This window comes from Streptomyces sp. NPDC023481, from assembly GCF_055560195.1.
On the sequence record NZ_JBVHJE010000017.1, the window covers coordinates 80629 to 97670 of the forward strand.

The window sequence follows — 17042 nt, forward strand, 5'->3', positions numbered from 1 at the left end:
GTCCTCGGGGATCCGGTCGTAGTCGCTCACGGTGCCTCCCGCCCGTCGTACTGGCTGCGCGCCGAGTCGCTGACCCGGACCAGCAGCGCCACGATCGCCCAGTTGGTGACCACCGAGGAGCCGCCCTGGGCGAGGAACGGCATCGCCATGCCGGTCAGCGGGATCAGCCCGGTGACCCCGCCCGCGATCACGAACACCTGCAACGCCACGATCGAGGCCAGCCCGACCGCGAGGAGCCGGCCGAACGGCTCGCGCAGCGCGAGGCCAGCCCGGTAACCGCGCTCCACCAGCAGCGCGTACAGCAGCACGATCGCCGCGAGGCCCGCCAGGCCCAGCTCCTCCCCGGCGGTCGCCAGGATGAAGTCCGACTTCACGGCGAAGCCGATCAGGATGGAGTGCCCGAGCCCCAGCCCGGTGCCGAGGACCCCGCCGGCGGCGAACGCGAACAGCGACTGGGAGAGCTGGTTGGGGCCCTGCCCGGCCTCGATCGTGGCGAACGGGTGCAGCCAGTCCTCGATCCGGCCGCCCACGTGCGGCTCCAGACGCCCCACCGCGAAGGCGCCGACCACGGCCAGCAGCAGTCCGACCGCGATCCAGCCGGTGCGCCCGGTGGCCACGTACAGCAGCACCACGAACAGCCCGAAGAACAGCAGCGAGGTCCCGAGGTCCCGCTCCAGCACCAGCACGCCGACGCTCACCAGCCAGATCGTCAGGATCGGCCCCAGCACCCGCCCGGTCGGGAACTGCAACCGCCACAGCCGCCGGCCGGTGTACGCGAGCGCGTTGCGGTTGGCGGCCAGATAGGCGGCGAAGAACACCGCGAGCAGCACCTTCGCGAACTCGCCCGGCTGGATGGAGAACCCGGCGATCCGGATCCAGATCCGGGCGCCGTTGACCGCCGGGAACAGGATCGGCAGCGCCAGCAGCACGAGCGCGGCCACCACGCAGACGTACGAGTACCGCTGGAGCACCCGGTGGTCGCGCAGCACCAGGACGACCGCGATGAACAGCGCCACGCCGAGCGTGGACCACACCAGCTGGGTGGGGGCCGCCTGGTCGCCCGGCGTCTCCAGGTCCAGCCGGTAGATCAGCACCAGCCCGAGCCCGTTGAGCAGCACCCCGATGGGCAGCGGCAGGGGATCGGCGTACGGCGCCCGGATGCGGACGGCGATGTGCGCGAACAGGGCGAGCACACCGAGCCCGGCTCCGTAGCCGGCCGCGCCGGGTGGGACGGTGCCGGTCCGGGCGATCCCCACCGCGCAGTATCCGTACACGGACAGCAGGACGGCCAGCACGAGCAGGGAGAGTTCGACGCCCCGGCGCCGGGGGAGGCGTGCGGCGCGCGCGGGAGCGAGGACCGCCGCCGTGGTGGTTCCGGCGTTCGTCATGCCCGGAACCTATCCAAATGGGGCGTCTTGTGCCGGGAAGAGGGCCTTTCGGACTACTGGCGGTTTTCGCGGCGGACAGCGTCGCGGAGGGCTGTTCAGTCGACCGGCTCGCCACCGGCGGCGTTGACGAGGGCCGTTCAGTCGACCGGCGGAGCCGACGGCAGGGTCGAGGAGGGCTGCTCAGGCAAACGGGGGTCTCGCGGCGGGCAGCGTCGCGGAGGGCTGATCAGGCGACCGGCGGAGCCGCCGGCAGCGTCAGCGTCGCCACCGCGCCCCCGTCCACCGCGTTGGCGAAGGTCAGGGCGGCACCCAGCACCTCCGCCTGCCCCACCGCGATGGTCAGCCCGAGCCCGTGCCCCTTGGCCCCGCCCTCGGTGCGGAACCGCTGCGGCCCGTGCGCCACCAGATACCCCGGATACCCGCCCCCGTGGTCCCGCACGGTCACCACCGGACCGTCCACCGTCAGCACCACCGGCGGCGCCCCGTGCTTGTGCGCGTTGGCCACCAGGTTCCCCAGCACCCGCTCCAGCCGCCGCCGGTCGGTCTCCACCCGGGCGTCCCGCAGGACCCGCACCTCGGTGCCGGTGCCCGAGGCCCGTACCACCCGCGCGGCCAGCGCCCCCAGCCACTCCGTGCCGACCTCCAGCCGCTCCCGCCCGGTGTCCAGCCGTGAGATCTCCAGCAGGTCCTCGGTGAGCGTGCGCAGCGCCGCCACCCGGTCCCGGACCAGTTCCGTCGGCCGCCCGGGCGGCAGCAGCTCGGCCGCCGCGTGCAGCCCGGTCAGCGGAGTGCGCAGCTCGTGCGCGACGTCCGCGGTGAACCGCTGCTCGCTCAGCAGCTTGCTCTGCAGGGTCGACGCCATCGTGTCCAGGGCCGCGGCCACGGCGGCGACCTCGTCCTGCGGGCGGGTCGGATCCTGCGTCCGGGGGTCGTTCACCCGGGCGTCCAGGTCGCCGGCGCTGATCCGCCGGGCGACCTGCGCGGTGCCGTGCAGCCGCCGGGTCACCCGGGTCACCGCGAACGCGCCGACCAGCACGGTCGCGCCGATCGCCAGCCCCGACGACCACAGGATCGACTGGTCGAGACCGGCGATGGTGCGGGACTGCTGCGAGTAGTCGACCTCCACGGCCAGCGCCCGGTGCCCGGCCACCGGTCCCGCCGCCCACATGATCGGCCGGCCCTGGTGGGTGGCGACCATCGTGCCGCGCTCCCCGGCCGCCGCCAGCGTCCGCAGCGGAGTCGGCAACCCCTCGGGCTCCACCCCGGCACCCGGCAGCAGCGTGTCCCCGGCCTCGTACGCCCGCGTGGCGTCCGCGAGCCGGGACAGCGCCAGGTCGCGGGCCTGGCCGACGGTCTGGTTGGTCACCGAGACATGGACGAGCACGCCGAGCAGCGCGGCCAGCGCGCAGCACATCACGGTGATGAACACGGCGGCCTTGACGGCGAGGGCCCCGGCCCAGTGGGGCAGCGCGAGCCTCACCGCGGGCTCGCCGGGGTGGTCGCCGGGGTTGCCGCGCTCGTCGGAGTCGCCGGGCTCTCCGGTGTCGCCGGGATCGCGTCGGGGGAGACCGACGGGGACGGGGTCCGGCCGGTGCGGCCGTCGCCGACGTGCAGGTACTCGTCGCGGGAGAAGACCATCGCCCGCTGGCCCGGGTCCCACTCCCAGGTGGTGCGGTACTCGTAACCGGAGATGTCGGCCGGCGACCGTTCGATCAGCGACCGCCCGGCCAGCTCCACCCCGATGATCGCGTCGTTGTCGGCCAGCACCTGCACCAGCCGGTGCCGCTCGACGGTGTACACCCGCACCGCCGTCTGGTTGGTCGGGTACAGCCGGAAGCCGAGCGTCAGATCCGCCCGGCCGTCCCCGGTGAGGTCCCGGTAGTACGGCTTCAGCAGCGGACACCGAGCCCGGTCCCCGCCCGGCCGGCACTCCTTCATCCGGTTCACGGTCGCGTGGTACGCCCCCTTCGAGCCGTAGTCGGCGGGGTGCGCCTTCAGCTCCGCCTCCACCACGTCCACGGGATCGATCGCGCGGATGTCGTCACCGGGGACCGTGATGCCCTTGACGATCTCCCGGGTCGCCACGTCGTAGGGGTAGGCCGGGCTGGACGCCGGCCGCAGATCCGGCCAGAGCTTGGCGGGGCTCGCGGCGGTCGGCGTCGGCCCGGCACCGCGCAGCCCCCCGGTGTCACCGCAGGCCGCCGCCGTCGCCGACAGCACGGCGACGGCAGCCGCGGCGAGGGCGGCGCGCAGGGGACGACGGACCGGCATCCCTACATTCTGACGTAGCCCGCCGGGCACGGCTCCGGGTGCGGGGCGCGAGGCAGGCAGAGCCCGCGCGGGACCGGGCCGGTCGGCGGCCGGTGCGCTGCCGGCCGGCCGGCTTCTTCAGCAGGGGTACGGCGGACTCCAGCCGACCGGAACGACCCCCGGAACCGGTGGCCGGAAAGCCCCGGACCGGTACGGCCCACCCGTTCGCGACGGCCCCGGAACCGGTGCGGCCCACCCGTACGCGACGGCCCCGGAACCGGTACGGCCCACCCGCTCGCGCCGGCGTACGCGACGGCACCCGCCCGGCTCGCCTCCCGGGACTGGCCTCGGCGGTAACCGGTCTTGCCCCGGCGGCACCCCGCCTGTTCCCATGGTCGGGGGGTGATGGCGCATGAGCGGACTGCGCGTGGTGCCGGCATTCCGGCACGGCCGGGAGCGGCTGTACGTCTGCCGCGAGGACGGGTCCCACCTCGCCTGGTACGACCGTGAGACGGGCCGGGTCAACCTGCTCGGCGAGGACAGCAGGGACGACGTACTGAAGGCCCTGCAACCCTTCCTCACCGGCCCGGTCACCGTGGGACCGCCCCCGGTGCCCACCCCCGCGGAACTCGCCCGGCTCACCCTGCACCCCGACGACGACCTCGCCCCCAACCGCCCCGGCGAGGCCCTGCTCGTCGCCCTCGACCGCGACCCCGGCCCCGCCCACCGGCTGCGCCCCGACCCGCGCCGGCGCGCGCTGACCGCCGAGCAGACCGTCGGCGGCGCCCTGGACGAGCTGGAGGGCGCCGGCTGGCACACCGTGCACTCCGTCCCGCTGCCCGGCGGCGACCGCATCCACCACCTGGTGATCGGTCCCGGCGGCCTGTTCGCCGTACACGCCCTGTACGCCCGTAGGAGCCGGGTCCTGGTCGCCGACCCGATGGTCACCCTGGGCCGCCGCGAGGCCGAGCCGCTGCTGCGCCGGCTGCGCGCCGACGCCGACCGCGCCTCCTACGCCCTGACCGCCGAGGTGCGCCCGCTGCTCGCCCTGGCCGGCCCGGCCGACGTGACGGTCACGGCGCGCCCGCGCGGGCTGCGGATCCTGACGGACACCGAGCTGGCCGGCCTGGCCCGGATGGGCGGGGTGCTCAAACCGGCGGACGTGGAGGCCCTGCACGGGATGGCCCGTGACCGCAACACCTGGGGCCGGGTGTAGACGGGGAGCGGTCAGGGCAGCGGTACGGCCCGCTCCGGTTCCGTCAGCGGGGCCATGAGGTCGCCGAGGTCCTGAAGGCGCGGGGCGATGTCCTCCGCCCGGAACTCCAGTCGGCCGGGGCTGCGGCAGTCGGCCACCTCCTCCCAGGTCACCGGAGCCGACACCAGCGGGGCCCGGCGGGCGCGCACGGTGTACGGGGTGGCCGTCGTCTTGCGGGCCGCGTTCTGGCTCCAGTCGACGAACACCTTCCCCGGCCTGAGGCTCTTCGTCATCCGGTGCACCACCAGCCGGGGCAGCTCCCGCTCGGCCTCCACGGCCAGCGCCTTCGCGTACTCCGACGTCTCCTCGGAAGAGCTGCCGCGCACCGCGGCCAGCAGGTGCAGCCCCTTGGAGCCGGCGGTCTTCGGGTACGCCTCGATGCCGTCCGCCGCGAGCCGCTCACGCAGCCACAGGGCGACCTCGCAGCAGTGCACGATCGTCGCGGGCGCGCCCGGGTCGAGGTCGAAGACCAGCCGGTCCGCCTCCTGCGGGGACTGCACCAGCCACTGGTGCGTGTGGAACTCCGTGACCAGGTTCGCCGCCCAGACCAGGCTCGGCAGGTCCTGCACCACCACCATCCGGGCCGGGCTGTCCGCCGACGACCGCGGCACCTCGGCGGTGGTGACCCAGTCGGGCGTACCCGGCGGCACGTTCTTGGTGAAGAACCGCTGACCCTCCGGGCCGTCGGGATAGCGCAGGAAGGACACCGCCCGGTCCCGCAGATGCGGCAGCAGGGCCGGTGCGGTGGTCGCGTAGTAGTGCAGCAGCTCCCCTTTGGTGAAGCCGGTCTCCGGATACAGCACCTTCTCCAGGTTGCTGAGCGCGACCCGGTGCCCCTCCACCTCTGTGATAGGCGTCATAAGATGACAATCCCAGACAAGCGGGATAAATCTGCAAAGGAAGGGTGCGGCACGTGCGATCGATCTGGAACGGCGCCATCTCCTTCGGTCTCGTCAGCATCCCGATCAAGCTGGTGAACGCCACGGAGAGCCACGCCATCTCCTTCCGGCAGATCCACACCGAGGACAACGGCCGCATCCGCTACCGCAAGGTGTGCGAACTGGAGGAGCGCGAGGTCACCCAGGCCGAGATCGGCAAGGGGTACGAGGACGCCGACGGCACGATCATCCCGATCACCGACGACGACCTCTCCCACCTGCCCATCCCGACGGCCCGCACGATCGAGATCGTGGCCTTCGTACCGGCCGACCGCATCGACCCCCTCCAGATGGACGCGGCCTACTACCTCGCCGCCAGCGGAGCCCCCGCCGCCAAGCCGTACACCCTGCTGCGCGAGGCCCTCAAACGCAGCAACAAGGTCGCCATCGCCAAGTACGCGCTGCGCGGCCGGGAGCGCCTCGGCATGCTGCGGGTCGTCGGCGACGCCATCGCCATGCACGGCCTGCTGTGGCCCGACGAGGTGCGGGCCCCGGAGGGCGTCGCCCCCGAGACCGACGTCACCATCCGGGACAAGGAGCTCGACCTCGCGGACGCCCTGATGGACACCCTCGGCGAGGTCGACATGGACGACCTGCACGACGAGTACCGGGAGGCGCTGGAGGAGGTCATCGCCGCGAAGGCCTCCGGCGAGTCCCCGCCCGAGGCCCCGGCCCCCGCCGCCGGCGGCAAGGTGCTCGACCTGATGGCCGCCCTGGAGGGCAGCGTGCGCGCGGCCCGCGAGTCCCGCGCGGCCGCCGGCGCGGAGGCCGACGTCAGACCCCTGCGCCGGGGCCGGACGGCCCCCAAGGAACCGGCCGGCAAGAAGTCGACGTCCACGGCCGCGAAGAAGACGACCCCGGCGAAGAAGGCCACGCCCGCACGCAAGTCGACGTCGAAGGCGGGGGAGAGCGGGAAGAAGACGGGGTCCGCGGCGGCGAAGAGCACGACGAAGAAGGCCCAGACGAAGAAGACCACGCCCCGCAAGCGGTCGGCGTGACAGGCATGGGGACGCTCGCGACCGTGCCGGTGCTGTAGCCGGTCGTGCCACCACTTCCGGGCCCTGCGCGAGGCGGGAGACACGATCGGAAAGCCGCCGAACGCCTACGCCGCACCGGAGTCACCCGTGAACCCGGCGGTTAGCGCCCGGCAGATGGGTACCCGCCCGGCACATCGGTACGAACGCCATACTTCGGAGGTAAGTGACATGGCGACCTCTCCTCGGACCGACATGGCGACCCACCCCGACATCATCGCCATGCGTGAACGCCACGAGATGGCCGAACGCACCACGAGCACGCCAAAGGCGCAGGCCATCGAGACCATGGCCCTGCTCACCGGGCTCTACCTCGCGGCCTCGCCCTGGATCACGGGCTTCAACGGCTTCTCCACCCTGGCGGTCAACAACCTGATCACCGGCATCGCCTACGCGCTGCTCATGAGCGGTGGCTTCGGCCGGGCCTACGACCGCGTGCACAGCATGGCCTGGGCCGCTTGCGCACTGAGCGTGTGGACGATCATCGCGCCGTGGGCCGTGGCCGGCAACGTCTCCACGACGAAGACCATCGTCAACAACGTCATCGTCGGCGTCATAGGGCTGCTGCTGGCCCTCGCGGCCGCCGCGATCGGCCGCCCGGCCGCCCGCGGCAAGGAAGCCACCGGCCCCGCCGGCCGCATGTCCGGTCCCTATGCGGGAGGACGAAGCTGACGGGACGCGGCGGCAGGCCCGTACGGGACGACCCCGGCCCGGCGTTCCGCCGATGCCGGGGTCTTCGGGCACATGGGGTACCGGTTCGTTTGCGAGGCGCCACCCGCACGGGGTCGGCACGACCCCGCGATGCGGGCGGGACCCTCAGATCCGCCCGCCGGTCAGCCGGGTGAGGGGTCCGAGCGTCCGGCGCCCCGCCCGGCGGCCCGCCAGGTAGGAGGTGGCGCTCAACGCCGACAAGCCCGCGCCCACGCCGGCGGCGAGCACCTTCCGATGAGCGATCACCGTCCCCACCGTCCTGGCGAACGCCACGGCCTGCCCCGAGGCGGTGACGACGGCCTTGCGTCCGGCCTGCACGCCGTCGACCGCGCCCCGCACGACCGCACTGCTCGTGCCGGCCACGCGCTCGCCCTCCTCCGCGGCCTTGTCAGCCACCTTGTCCGCCGCCCGCGACGCGGGAGCGGTGGCCTTCGCCGCAGCACCCCGGGCCTTGCCGGCCGTGCCCCGCTTGGCTCCAGAACTCTGATTCGTCGCACTGTTCGACTGACTCATGCACCCCGCGTTGCCGCTCCCACGACCGACAAACGCGCCCCGCACCGGGCGGGCCGCCGAAGGGTCACCCGGCTGCGTCCCGGCGTACCGGGCCCCGCTAGGTGAACGAGGCCCCCCACAGGTGTCAGTCGCGCAGGTCACCGAGCCAGCGCAGGGCGGTCAGGCTCGGCAGGAAGCAGTACTCGCCCCCTCGGGTGACGACGAAACGCGGCAGTGCGGCAAGGCGCCGGCGCAGAGGCCGCCGCGGGATGGTGAACTCGCCGGAGCCGTCGCGGGATCCAGTCACGGGGTCCTGTGCGGTGCCCGCGCCGAAGAACACGCCGTCGTTCATCCACTGGGACTGGACGAACTCGAACTGCCGCCCCGGATGCGCGCCGATGAACGCGAACATCAGACCGCGGTCGGCCCCGTCGTCCTCCAACACCCCCTCGGGCAGGGGCGGACCGTACACGGCGCCGCGGCGGATCATGCGGTGCAGCCGCACCTCTCCCGCCACCGCGGCGTCACGGGGATTGGCCCGGCGGATGTGGCAGCCGCCGGGTGTCCTGAACCCCATTGGGTCGTCGCCCTCGTACAGGAACGTGTTGCGCCGGTACGCGTCGGCACCGAGGGCGGGATCGTCATGCTCCGGAGCCAGCGCCAGGGGAGCCCCGCTGCGCCAACGCCCCATGATCTTCGCGGCGATCAACTCCTCGTCCTGGGGCCCGGTCGAGTTGTCCTTGAGGTAGCGGCGGAACTCGGCGACCTTCTGGTGGAGCTTGCGGAAGACCGCGTAACTGCCGTTGCGGGCCAGGACGGCCGGCTCGGGGCTCTGGATGCCGCCGAGTTCGTCCCGGTAGCCGAGGACGAACTCGCCGGCCTTGATGGGCACTTCCAACTGGTTCGATCCCGGTATGCCGCTGCCTTCGACGGCCGGATGGCTGACTCCGTCGCGGTAACCGAAGTGCTCGGTCTCGGTGGGCAGCGCGTAACACGCCTGCCGCCATATCGCCGTGACACCGGAAAGCCGGTCGTACGCCGGCCGGGCCCGTTCGACAGCGGCTTCCAGGCGCGCGGGATCGGGCGCGACCGCTGTGATCACCACGTGTACACCGGGGCCGCCCAGCGGTGCTTCCCAGTACTCCGGGCTGCTCTCGCCCACATCGCCCAGCGCCCTGGCGCGTGCGGCCATGCCCTGCCGGAACTCCCAGGCGAACGTGTCCAGCGAGGCGCGCGGCACGCCCAGCGCCTCCAGACCGCGGCAGGTGACGGCCACACTCACCCAGCTCTCCCCCAGAGGGCTGACGGAGTCCGCCGCGGAGGTCACCGCCGTACTCGCGCGCCGCATGAACTCCCGTCCGTCACCCCGGTCGTCGATGCGGAAGACGAGGTACGTGGCCGCGTACGGCGTCGGCCGGGCGCTGAGCACCCCGCGCTGGATGTCGTCGAGTCGCAACGCGACGTCCGTGTGCACGCTCACCGTTGACCTCCGGGCGGGTCCTGCTTGGAGACGACTCCTACTTGTCTTACTCGCCTTATTTGGAGACGACGTTCCGCCAGAAGTTCCGCAGGCTGTCGTCACCGCCGAACAGGGAACTGAAGATCGTCGAGTCCGCCAGCAGCAGATCGGCCGCGCGGTCACCGCCGGGCGGCATCCACAGGAACATGTTGAACTCCGCGTTGCCCGCCTCCGTGAACGGATGCGGCCGGGACGTGTCGATCGGCTGCCTGGCCAGCACGCGGATAGCGTCCGGATCGTCGGCCGTCACGTCGTAGTGCGGCAGGTGCATGTGGAAGTTGAAGTTCGTCACCCCGTCGAGCCAGCCCTTCGGGTCCAGATCCCGGACCGTGGACAGCGGGGCGATCCGGTTGCCCTCGAGCGTCGCGGGGCGCAGCCCGTACCGGTTCACGACCGGTACGTCGAGGCCCTTCAACAAGTCCCTGACGTAGGTGGCGAACCGCTGCTGCCGGGGCACCAGTGGATCGCCGTGATGGCGGTACTCCATCTCGCGGACCTTGAGGTCGTCCGAGGCGCCGACATCGTGGTGCGGGCCCAGTACGAGGCAGGCGTCCTCCCGGCCGAGGAACGCCCGCAGCGCCTCGATCTCCCCCGGCCGGGCCTCCTGCCCGGTGACCGCGTGGTCCAGTCCGAACACGAACAGCACGTCGGTGTCGCCGAGCACCCGCTCGTCGAGCGGCGTGAAGAAACCGGCCTGGTCGATGCGCTGGTACACGGGAACGGAATGTCCCGTGACCTCTTCGACGTAGTCCTGGAACGGTATCCAGGCCCAGAAGAACAGCTCCAGCGACCCGGCGATGCCCTGCTGGAACCGGTAGGGGTCCGACCACTTCGGGTCCTCGTAGGCGGGCCATGCCACCCGCCTGACCTCGGTCATCGTGGAGAAGCGGTTGTCCAGCTCGGCCGCGTCGCGACCGGCCTCCGCAGGATAGCTCCAGGAGACGTACACGCTCACCCGACGCCCGCCAGGGGTGTACTTCCGCGGCACGTGCCGCTGGTTGTACGTGCGCGCGGTCCTGACCTCGCTCATTTCCATGGTCTCACTGCATCTGGTCGAGCATCTCCGAAAGGGCGCTCTTGATCCGCAGCGCCTTCTTGATCTCGTCCGCGGTCACGTACGGATACTCGCCGTACTCGATGAAGCTCGGACAGTGGTGTTCGCGTACGAAGCGCACGAAGGCGTCGGGGTTCGTACGCCAGTCCTCGGGGAAACCCTCGAGATTCTCGAAGGCCGTGCTCACGCCCGCTTTGGTGAAGAGCGCGACAGCGTCCTCCGTGTACTTGTCGAAATCGGTGTCGAAAATTCCCTGGTACATGAAGCGCGTGTCGTCGTCGAAGAGAACCCAGCGCAGATAGTGCAGCTTCAAGGGCGCGAGGAGGTACGGATCCTGCTCCAGGGCCTTGGCCAAGGTGTAGCCGTACTCGCGCATCGTGCCTGCCCTGCCCGGTTTGACGTTCGCGACGATGGTGAACCCGTAACAGGCCGGGGTCCTGGGGAAAACAGGGCCGTATTTGCCCTGTTCCAGGTGTCCGGTTTCCTTGGGAATGACGGCCGCCTGCGGCTTGATCTCCATGTCCGCTCCTCCCGTGTTCCAGAGACCGGGACGGACCACCTCCAGCGTCGCACTCGACGGCGGGGGCTGCCCGCCGAGCGGGGGAGCCGATCAACGGCTCGCCCCCTGGCGGTCAACGCTTGCTGGCCACCTTGTAGACCACGACGGCAAGGCCGAGCACCAGGTTGACCGCCCCTGTGATCAGCACCGCGCGGCCTGTGGCGCCCGCGCTGCGGGCGGCGACCGTGGACCAGCCGACATGACCGGCCAGCGCCACGCCGAGGGCCAGCCACACCGCCCCTTTCGGGCCGATGCCCAGCAAGGGTGTGACAGCGACTGCCACGGCCGGCGGCACGGCTGCCATGATGACGGGCCACTCGTCCGTGCAGGCTCCACGGATGTCCTTCATGCCCACGGACCCGCCCGCGATGCGCTGCCGGAACAGCCGGCCGTACACGCGGGTCGCCCAGGACACCGTCCCGGTGCACAGCAGCAGGAGAACCAGTTGCAGCCGGGGGGCGGAACCGAGTGAGCCGGCTCCGACCACCACCGAGGCCGCGAGCAGCGAGCCGTACACGGCCCCCGCGTACTCGCGCCCCTCGGCGGCGTCCGACGGGGACACGTCCCCAGGTGGCGAGGGAGCCCGGCTTTCCATGGTCCCAGTGTGCTCACGCCCGTTGCGCCCCGCATGGCCAGACCATCGGCGCCGCCCTGATGCGAGAGAAGTCCGACACCGGCGGCAATCGCAATCGCCATCACGTCACGCAACCTCCGGGCCTCGCTCGCTGCAGCCCCGCAGCCAGAGGCCGCGCCCCAGACCGGCCACAGCTCCGTGCACAACGCCCTCGACGCCCACTCCCGCCCGGCCCCCACAGCGAGTCCACGGGGACGCGCTCAGGCACATCCCGGAGCTTCTACTTCGGACGCCGGCCGACGACCTGGCCGTCGAGCGACAGTTCGCCTCGGCCGCGTGTGGTGCGCTGACCGGTTGCCGGGGTCACGCGTCCCAGCGAGTGGTGACGGCTTCCGCGACGCCGAAAACCTCGTCGCACTCGGCGCACTGTGCTTTGCCGAAAACGTAGGTCAACTTCTGCGCGACATCGGTCTGGCCGTCCGCGAGTGCGCGACTGTGGAGCCTTTGGGCCAGCCCCTCCAGGGCTGAGGCGTCCGCAGGCCGCAGCGGCATTTTCCTTGCCGTGGCCTCGTTCATGTACATGCTGTCCGTGGTCGAGAAGAAGCCGTACTCACCGAAAGCCACGAAGTTCTCCGTGCTGCACGAGGGGCACGGGACTTCGAACTCATCGTCGTTCAGTCCGTCGAGCTGCTCACCCCAGACCTTGTCCCCTTCGAAGCTGAGGAGCGCAGCCAGCAGGTAGACGTAAGTAGCGGGGTCGTCGGCGAGGGTGGGATCCCGAAGAGCTTCCTCGGTCAGTCGCACCAGGTCCGACATCTCCGAGGCGTAGGCCACGTGGGGATCTTGCTCGTCGTATGGCCGGTCAGTGCTGGCTGCGATGGCGCCGGCGAGCGTGAGTGGCATCTGCCTGTCCGCGGGTGACCACTGGCGAGCCACGTCGCGCAGGGCGGGCAGGGCCGCGTAGCTCGCTGGGTAGACGGTCCCTTGATGGCACAGCCGGGACCAAAGGGCGGTCCATCCTGAGTCCTTCGGGGCCGGGCTCACTGCGTCGAGCAGGCCGGGAATGTCTTCTGCCGTGCCGTAGGCGTGGTGGAGCTGGGACCAGTCCGTCATGCCAACGATCTAAGCAGCCGGCTGCGTCGGGCCTCACGGCTGGGGCCGTGCCGGTCGCCCGACCTTGGGGGCAAGCCGAGCCTAGGGCCAGAAAGCAGCCGGCGACCTGCGGCGATGCTCGAAGATCCCGTCCACGTCTGGTCTGCAGAACCCGGCATGGGACCGCTCCGGGCCGCACATGCCCGCACATACGCGAAGACCCCGGCCTCAGCATCTCTGCCGGTGACGGGGTCTTTGGAAAACCTCATGCTGGGTGCCCCGGCAGGATTCGAAGTCCTCTGTGCAAGCTAACGTAGTTGCTTCGCCTGACGGTGGTGGCTTGCTGCAGGCCATGTCGCATCTTGTAAAGCCAGGCTCGTTCCCTGCTGACTGCTGTCTCGTACGTGGGTGGGTACGGCCGCGCGCGTGGCCGCCGACTCGTCGGCCTGTTCGCCTGCATGTACTACGGCGCCCTCCGCCCGGCTGAGGCCGTCGGCCTCACCAGTGCCGACCTGAAGCTGCCCGAGGTCGGGTGGGGGACAGCACTGCTGAACCGGACGCGCCCCAGTGTCGGCGAGCAGTGGACCGATTCCGGCGAGACTCACGACGACCGAGGCCTCAAGAACCGGCCGGCGGAGGAGGTCCGGCTCGTACCGATCCCGCCCCAGCTCGTCGCCATCCTCCGGCAACACCTCGACTCCTTCGGCGTTGCCGAAGACGGGCGGCTGTTCACCAACGAACGCGGGGGAGTGGTCGGCTCGTCCACGTACTACCGCGTCTGGCAGGAGGCTCGGGCGCTGGCGCTCCCGCCGGCCGCGGTCACCTCACCGCTCGCCGCCCGGCCGTACGACCTCCGCCACTCGGCGCTGTCGAGGTGGCTCAACTCCGGTGTCGACCCTGCAGAGGTCGCCGAACGTGCGGGTAACAGCGTTGAAGTCCTACTGAGCCGCTACGCCAAGTGCATCGACGGGCGGCAGGCGATCGCCAACCGCAAGATCGAAGAGTTGTTGCGTGAGTACGAGTGATCATGTGCGGCATCGGCTTGGCTCCCGCAGATCCGCAGCCCTCCGTGGGGTCCAGCGTCGGGAAGGGGGGCCGATATTGCTGCTACCGGGATAAAAGGTTAGCCTGCCCTAAGCTACTTAGGTGATCCCGGGGTTGAGGATGTCGATGGTCTCAGTGCAGTTGGGTGCGCTTCGGAGTGGTCTGTCCGTGCCGACGGATTCAGCGGGGGATGCGCGACTGGCCGACCTGCGACCCGGGATGAGTGGCCAGGTGATCGACATCGACGAGTCGGTCGAGCCGAGCACCGCGCGGCGACTGTTCGATCTGGGGTTCGCTCCCGGCGCTGAGGTCACCGTGCTGCGGAAGGCGCCGCTTGGCGACCCCGTTGTCTTCCAGATCGTGGACTACGAGGTGGCACTGCGCAAAGAGCAGGCTGCCGGCATCCGTGTACGGCGCACTGCATGAGCGCGCACTGCGGTCCGGTGGCCCAGACGGTCACCGGCAATACTCGTCTGGCTCTGGTCGGCAGCCCGAACTCGGGCAAGAGCACGCTTTTCAATGCCCTGACCGGCCTGCGGACCAAGACCGGCAACTACCCCGGAGTGACCGTCGCGCGCTATGAGGGGACAGCGCGTGTCGGCGAGCACGAGGTGGTCATCGAGGATCTGCCGGGCACCTACAGTCTCGACCCGATCAGCCCGGACGAGCAGGTTGTCGCCGATGTGCTCGACCCGGACAACCCGGGCATCGGCACACCCGACGGGATTCTCGTCACGATCGACGCGACGACGCTGCGCCGTTCCCTCGGGCTACTGGCCCAGGTCATGCAGACCGGTCTGCCGATCTGTGTGGTGCTCACCTTCCGTGACGAACTGGCCCGTCGCGGCGGCACCCTTGACGTCTCGGCCCTCCGCCGTGCACTCGGCGTACCGGTCGTCGCGGTGACAAGCGGATCACGCAATGACCTGGAGCAGTTGCAGTCCATGCTGCTCGACTGGGCCGCATGGGAGCGGCCGGTCGTCGCGCCGCCCACCGATCCCTCACAGAGGCGGGCTTGGGTGGAGTCGCTGCTGCAGAGCGCGGACTACCAGGTACCCGAGGTCGATCACCGCACGCGGCGCATCGATGCCGTACTGCTGCACCCGCTGTGGGGCACACTCATCTTCTTCGCGACCATGTTCGCGTTCTTCCAGATCATCTTCACCGTTGCGACACCGCTGCAGGATGCGGTGCAGAGCCTCTTCGACCGGCTCGGCACGCTGGTCACCGAATACGTCTCGAACCCGTTGCTCGCCGGCTTCCTCGGCAACGCCCTGATCGGCGGCTTGGGCAGCGTACTGGTCTTCCTGCCGCAGATCGCCCTGCTGTTCCTCATGATCTCGCTGCTGGAAGGCAGCGGCTACCTCTCCCGTGCGGCCTTCCTGATGGACCGGCTCATGGCCAAGGCCGGGCTGGAGGGCCGGGCGTTCGTCGCCCTGCTCTCCTCCCTCGCCTGCGCCATCCCCGGCATCATGGCCACCCGCTCCCTCCCGTCGGCCAAGGACCGCTTCGCGACTATGATGGGCGCGCCGCTGATGACCTGCTCGGCGCGTCTGACGGTCTATGTGCTGCTGACCGGCCTGCTGGTGAGTCCCGATACCAGCGTCGGTCCTTTCGGTGCCCAGGGCGTCGTCATGTTCGCCCTGTACCTCGTCGGCGCGCTCTCGGCCATGGCGACGGCCTGGGTCTTCAAACGGTTCAGCAGCCGGGGCGGACCGGTGCTGCCGTTCTACATGGAGATGCCGTCCTACCGGCTGCCGCGGCCGCGGGCGGTGATCGAGGCCATGTGGAGCGCCTGCAAGGGCTTCCTTCACAAGGTCGGCCGGATCATCCTGCTCGTCACCGTCGCGATGTGGCTGCTGCTCAGCCTGCCCATGCACAGCGATGCCCAAGTGCGCTCCGCCGGAGTCGACCCGACCGACCGGACCGCCGTCTCGGCCTACGAGGTCGACCACAGCTACGCCGCCGACATCGGTCATGCCATCGAACCCGTCTTCGAGCCCCTTGGGTTCGACTGGCGGATCAACATCGGCGTGCTGGGATCGCTGTCCGCCCGCGAGGTGTTCGTCGCCACGCTCGGCCAGGTCGCCGCCGCCCAGAACCCCGACCAGCCGGCCGAAACCCTGGCACGCATGACCTACACCGACGGGCCGCACCAGGGAAAGAAGCTCTTCACCCCGGCCACGACGGCCGCCCTGCTGGTCTTCTTCCTCTATGCACTGCAGTGCATGTCGACGGTCGGGGTCATGCGTCGTGAGACCGGCTCGTGGAGATGGCCCGCGGTCGCCTTCGGCTACATGTTCGTGCTGGCCTGGACCATGGCCTTCCTGACGCACACCGTCGTAGGACTGCTGGCATGAGCATCGTGCCCATGCACCCCGAGGCCACGGCCGACCCGCAGGCCGTCCGCTGGGTGATCCCCGCCGGCACGCTGCCGGTCGTCGGAGAGATCGCCGAGGCCCCGGACGAGCTCGGGGACATGCTCCAGCGCGAAGACATCGCCTCCATCGAGGTGGAGACAGGGGCCGTGGTGATCCGACTCGCCGACGGCCGGAGCTGGTCCGGCACAGGAGCACGAGTACGCGACGCGCTCAGCGCCGCACTGCAACACCCCCAGCGGTGGCGGCCTGCCGACGTGGCCACCGAAGACGTCCTGCTGCGCGCCGCACTGCAGGACGTCCTGGACGGATCCGCCGGCGACTACATCCGCTCCCACGGCGGCGAAGTGACGATCGTGTCCGCCCACGATCGGCACGCGGAGGTGCGGATGGCGGGCACCTGCAGCCACTGCCCAGCTGCCGGATTCACCCTCCACTCCCGCCTCGAATCGGAACTGCGCGCCCGCTTCCCCGACCTGGTCGAGCTGCGCGCCACGGAGGAGCCCGGCAAGGCGGCAAGGCACACATGGCTCACCCTGCGCCGCCGCAGCGCGTGACCGTCCAAGACAGGGGCGGCGACGGATCCGCTGCAACCACTTTGGCCGACAGGCTGCGCGCGGCTTCCGCCGGCAGTCACAGGCTCCTGTCGGCGGAAGGGCTACGGCCATGGAGGAGCGCGGGCCCGTGGACTTGGCCAGGGGCCTTCCCATTTGTAGGGGCTGACCTGGGCAGACGCTCCAAGATCCTGTCCACG

The 17042-nt window shown here is 70.8% G+C and carries 16 protein-coding genes and 1 pseudogene; 7 read left to right on the forward strand and 10 right to left on the reverse strand.

The window, feature by feature from the left end; genetic code table 11:
• Positions 1 to 26 precede the first annotated feature (26 nt).
• From ACZ3ZD_RS28930 to ACZ3ZD_RS28940, 3 genes are all read right to left on the reverse strand, one after another.
• Positions 27 to 1388: an FtsW/RodA/SpoVE family cell cycle protein gene (locus ACZ3ZD_RS28930; protein WP_467403346.1), complete on the reverse strand. Its 1362-nt coding sequence runs from the start codon at positions 1386 to 1388 to the stop codon at positions 27 to 29.
• Positions 1389 to 1614: 226 nt separating this feature from the next.
• Positions 1615 to 2868, reverse strand: coding sequence for an ATP-binding protein (locus ACZ3ZD_RS28935; RefSeq protein ID WP_467403349.1), 1254 nt, complete (start codon positions 2866 to 2868; stop codon positions 1615 to 1617).
• Complete coding sequence (locus ACZ3ZD_RS28940) at positions 2865 to 3659, reverse strand: hypothetical protein (RefSeq protein WP_467403352.1); 795 nt, start codon at positions 3657 to 3659, stop codon at positions 2865 to 2867. Before ACZ3ZD_RS28940 ends, ACZ3ZD_RS28935 begins: the two co-directional genes overlap by 4 nt.
• A 391-nt stretch (positions 3660 to 4050) precedes the next feature.
• On the opposite strand from ACZ3ZD_RS28940, the gene ACZ3ZD_RS28945 reads away from it, so the two are divergent.
• Entirely contained in the window at positions 4051 to 4854 is an 804-nt protein-coding gene (locus ACZ3ZD_RS28945; protein WP_467403355.1) for a nuclease-related domain-containing protein, read from the forward strand.
• 11 nt (positions 4855 to 4865) lie between these two features.
• Here the strand turns inward: ACZ3ZD_RS28945 and ligD are convergent, their stop codons facing one another.
• Complete coding sequence (ligD, locus tag ACZ3ZD_RS28950) at positions 4866 to 5753, reverse strand: non-homologous end-joining DNA ligase (protein WP_467403358.1); 888 nt, start codon at positions 5751 to 5753, stop codon at positions 4866 to 4868.
• A 53-nt stretch (positions 5754 to 5806) separates the two neighbouring features.
• On the opposite strand from ligD, the gene ku reads away from it, so the two are divergent.
• Positions 5807 to 6829, forward strand: coding sequence for a non-homologous end joining protein Ku (gene ku / locus ACZ3ZD_RS28955; protein WP_467403361.1), 1023 nt, complete (start codon positions 5807 to 5809; stop codon positions 6827 to 6829).
• Positions 6830 to 7036: 207 nt separating this feature from the next.
• Positions 7037 to 7537: an SPW repeat protein gene (locus tag ACZ3ZD_RS28960; protein ID WP_467403365.1), complete on the forward strand. Its 501-nt coding sequence runs from the start codon at positions 7037 to 7039 to the stop codon at positions 7535 to 7537.
• A 144-nt stretch (positions 7538 to 7681) separates the two neighbouring features.
• Here the strand turns inward: ACZ3ZD_RS28960 and ACZ3ZD_RS28965 are convergent, their stop codons facing one another.
• The 6 genes from ACZ3ZD_RS28965 to ACZ3ZD_RS28990 form a co-directional block, all read right to left on the reverse strand.
• Complete coding sequence (locus ACZ3ZD_RS28965) at positions 7682 to 7972, reverse strand: hypothetical protein (protein ID WP_467403369.1); 291 nt, start codon at positions 7970 to 7972, stop codon at positions 7682 to 7684.
• A 241-nt stretch (positions 7973 to 8213) separates the two neighbouring features.
• Positions 8214 to 9548, reverse strand: coding sequence for a Dyp-type peroxidase (locus ACZ3ZD_RS28970; protein ID WP_467403371.1), 1335 nt, complete (start codon positions 9546 to 9548; stop codon positions 8214 to 8216).
• Positions 9549 to 9603: 55 nt separating this feature from the next.
• Positions 9604 to 10617 carry a hypothetical protein gene (locus ACZ3ZD_RS28975; RefSeq protein WP_467403373.1) on the reverse strand — a complete coding sequence of 338 codons (1014 nt, stop codon included), beginning with the start codon at positions 10615 to 10617 and terminating at the stop codon, positions 9604 to 9606.
• Between the two features lie 10 nt (positions 10618 to 10627).
• Entirely contained in the window at positions 10628 to 11161 is a 534-nt protein-coding gene (locus ACZ3ZD_RS28980; protein WP_467403376.1) for a hypothetical protein, read from the reverse strand.
• Between the two features lie 112 nt (positions 11162 to 11273).
• A complete protein-coding gene (locus ACZ3ZD_RS28985) occupies positions 11274 to 11762 on the reverse strand; it encodes a hypothetical protein (protein ID WP_467403378.1) in 489 nt (162 codons plus the stop codon).
• 375 nt (positions 11763 to 12137) lie between these two features.
• A complete protein-coding gene (locus tag ACZ3ZD_RS28990; RefSeq protein ID WP_467403381.1) occupies positions 12138 to 12887 on the reverse strand; it encodes a hypothetical protein in 750 nt (249 codons plus the stop codon).
• Positions 12888 to 13237: 350 nt separating this feature from the next.
• On the opposite strand from ACZ3ZD_RS28990, the pseudogene ACZ3ZD_RS28995 reads away from it, so the two are divergent.
• The 4 genes and pseudogenes from ACZ3ZD_RS28995 to ACZ3ZD_RS29010 all read left to right on the forward strand — a co-directional run.
• Positions 13238 to 13891: pseudogene (locus ACZ3ZD_RS28995) on the forward strand (tyrosine-type recombinase/integrase); the annotation flags it as partial.
• Between the two features lie 145 nt (positions 13892 to 14036).
• Positions 14037 to 14336, forward strand: a complete 300-nt coding sequence (locus tag ACZ3ZD_RS29000; protein ID WP_467403382.1) for a FeoA family protein — start codon at positions 14037 to 14039, stop codon at positions 14334 to 14336.
• On the forward strand, positions 14333 to 16270 hold the full coding sequence (gene feoB / locus ACZ3ZD_RS29005) for a ferrous iron transporter B (RefSeq protein ID WP_467403384.1): 1938 nt from the start codon (positions 14333 to 14335) through the stop codon (positions 16268 to 16270). The genes ACZ3ZD_RS29000 and feoB overlap by 4 nt, the downstream gene beginning before the upstream one ends.
• Entirely contained in the window at positions 16267 to 16845 is a 579-nt protein-coding gene (locus tag ACZ3ZD_RS29010; RefSeq protein ID WP_467403387.1) for a NifU family protein, read from the forward strand. Before feoB ends, ACZ3ZD_RS29010 begins: the two co-directional genes overlap by 4 nt.
• The last annotated feature ends 197 nt before the right edge of the window (positions 16846 to 17042 follow it).

What these genes read in the sequence shown, in the direction of transcription:
- feoB (WP_467403384.1), top strand. Translation starts at nt 14,333, where the DNA reads ATGAGCGCGCACTGCGGTCCGGTGGCCCAGACGGTCACCGGCAATACT.
- ACZ3ZD_RS28990 (WP_467403381.1), bottom strand. Translation starts at nt 12,887, where the DNA reads ATGACGGACTGGTCCCAGCTCCACCACGCCTACGGCACGGCAGAAGAC.
- ACZ3ZD_RS29010 (WP_467403387.1), top strand. Translation starts at nt 16,267, where the DNA reads ATGAGCATCGTGCCCATGCACCCCGAGGCCACGGCCGACCCGCAGGCC.
- ACZ3ZD_RS28945 (WP_467403355.1), top strand. Translation starts at nt 4,051, where the DNA reads ATGAGCGGACTGCGCGTGGTGCCGGCATTCCGGCACGGCCGGGAGCGG.
- ACZ3ZD_RS28980 (WP_467403376.1), bottom strand. Translation starts at nt 11,161, where the DNA reads ATGGAGATCAAGCCGCAGGCGGCCGTCATTCCCAAGGAAACCGGACAC.
- ACZ3ZD_RS28930 (WP_467403346.1), bottom strand. Translation starts at nt 1,388, where the DNA reads ATGACGAACGCCGGAACCACCACGGCGGCGGTCCTCGCTCCCGCGCGC.
- ACZ3ZD_RS28975 (WP_467403373.1), bottom strand. Translation starts at nt 10,617, where the DNA reads ATGAGCGAGGTCAGGACCGCGCGCACGTACAACCAGCGGCACGTGCCG.
- ACZ3ZD_RS28940 (WP_467403352.1), bottom strand. Translation starts at nt 3,659, where the DNA reads ATGCCGGTCCGTCGTCCCCTGCGCGCCGCCCTCGCCGCGGCTGCCGTC.
- ACZ3ZD_RS29000 (WP_467403382.1), top strand. Translation starts at nt 14,037, where the DNA reads ATGGTCTCAGTGCAGTTGGGTGCGCTTCGGAGTGGTCTGTCCGTGCCG.
- ligD (WP_467403358.1), bottom strand. Translation starts at nt 5,753, where the DNA reads ATGACGCCTATCACAGAGGTGGAGGGGCACCGGGTCGCGCTCAGCAAC.
- ACZ3ZD_RS28960 (WP_467403365.1), top strand. Translation starts at nt 7,037, where the DNA reads ATGGCGACCTCTCCTCGGACCGACATGGCGACCCACCCCGACATCATC.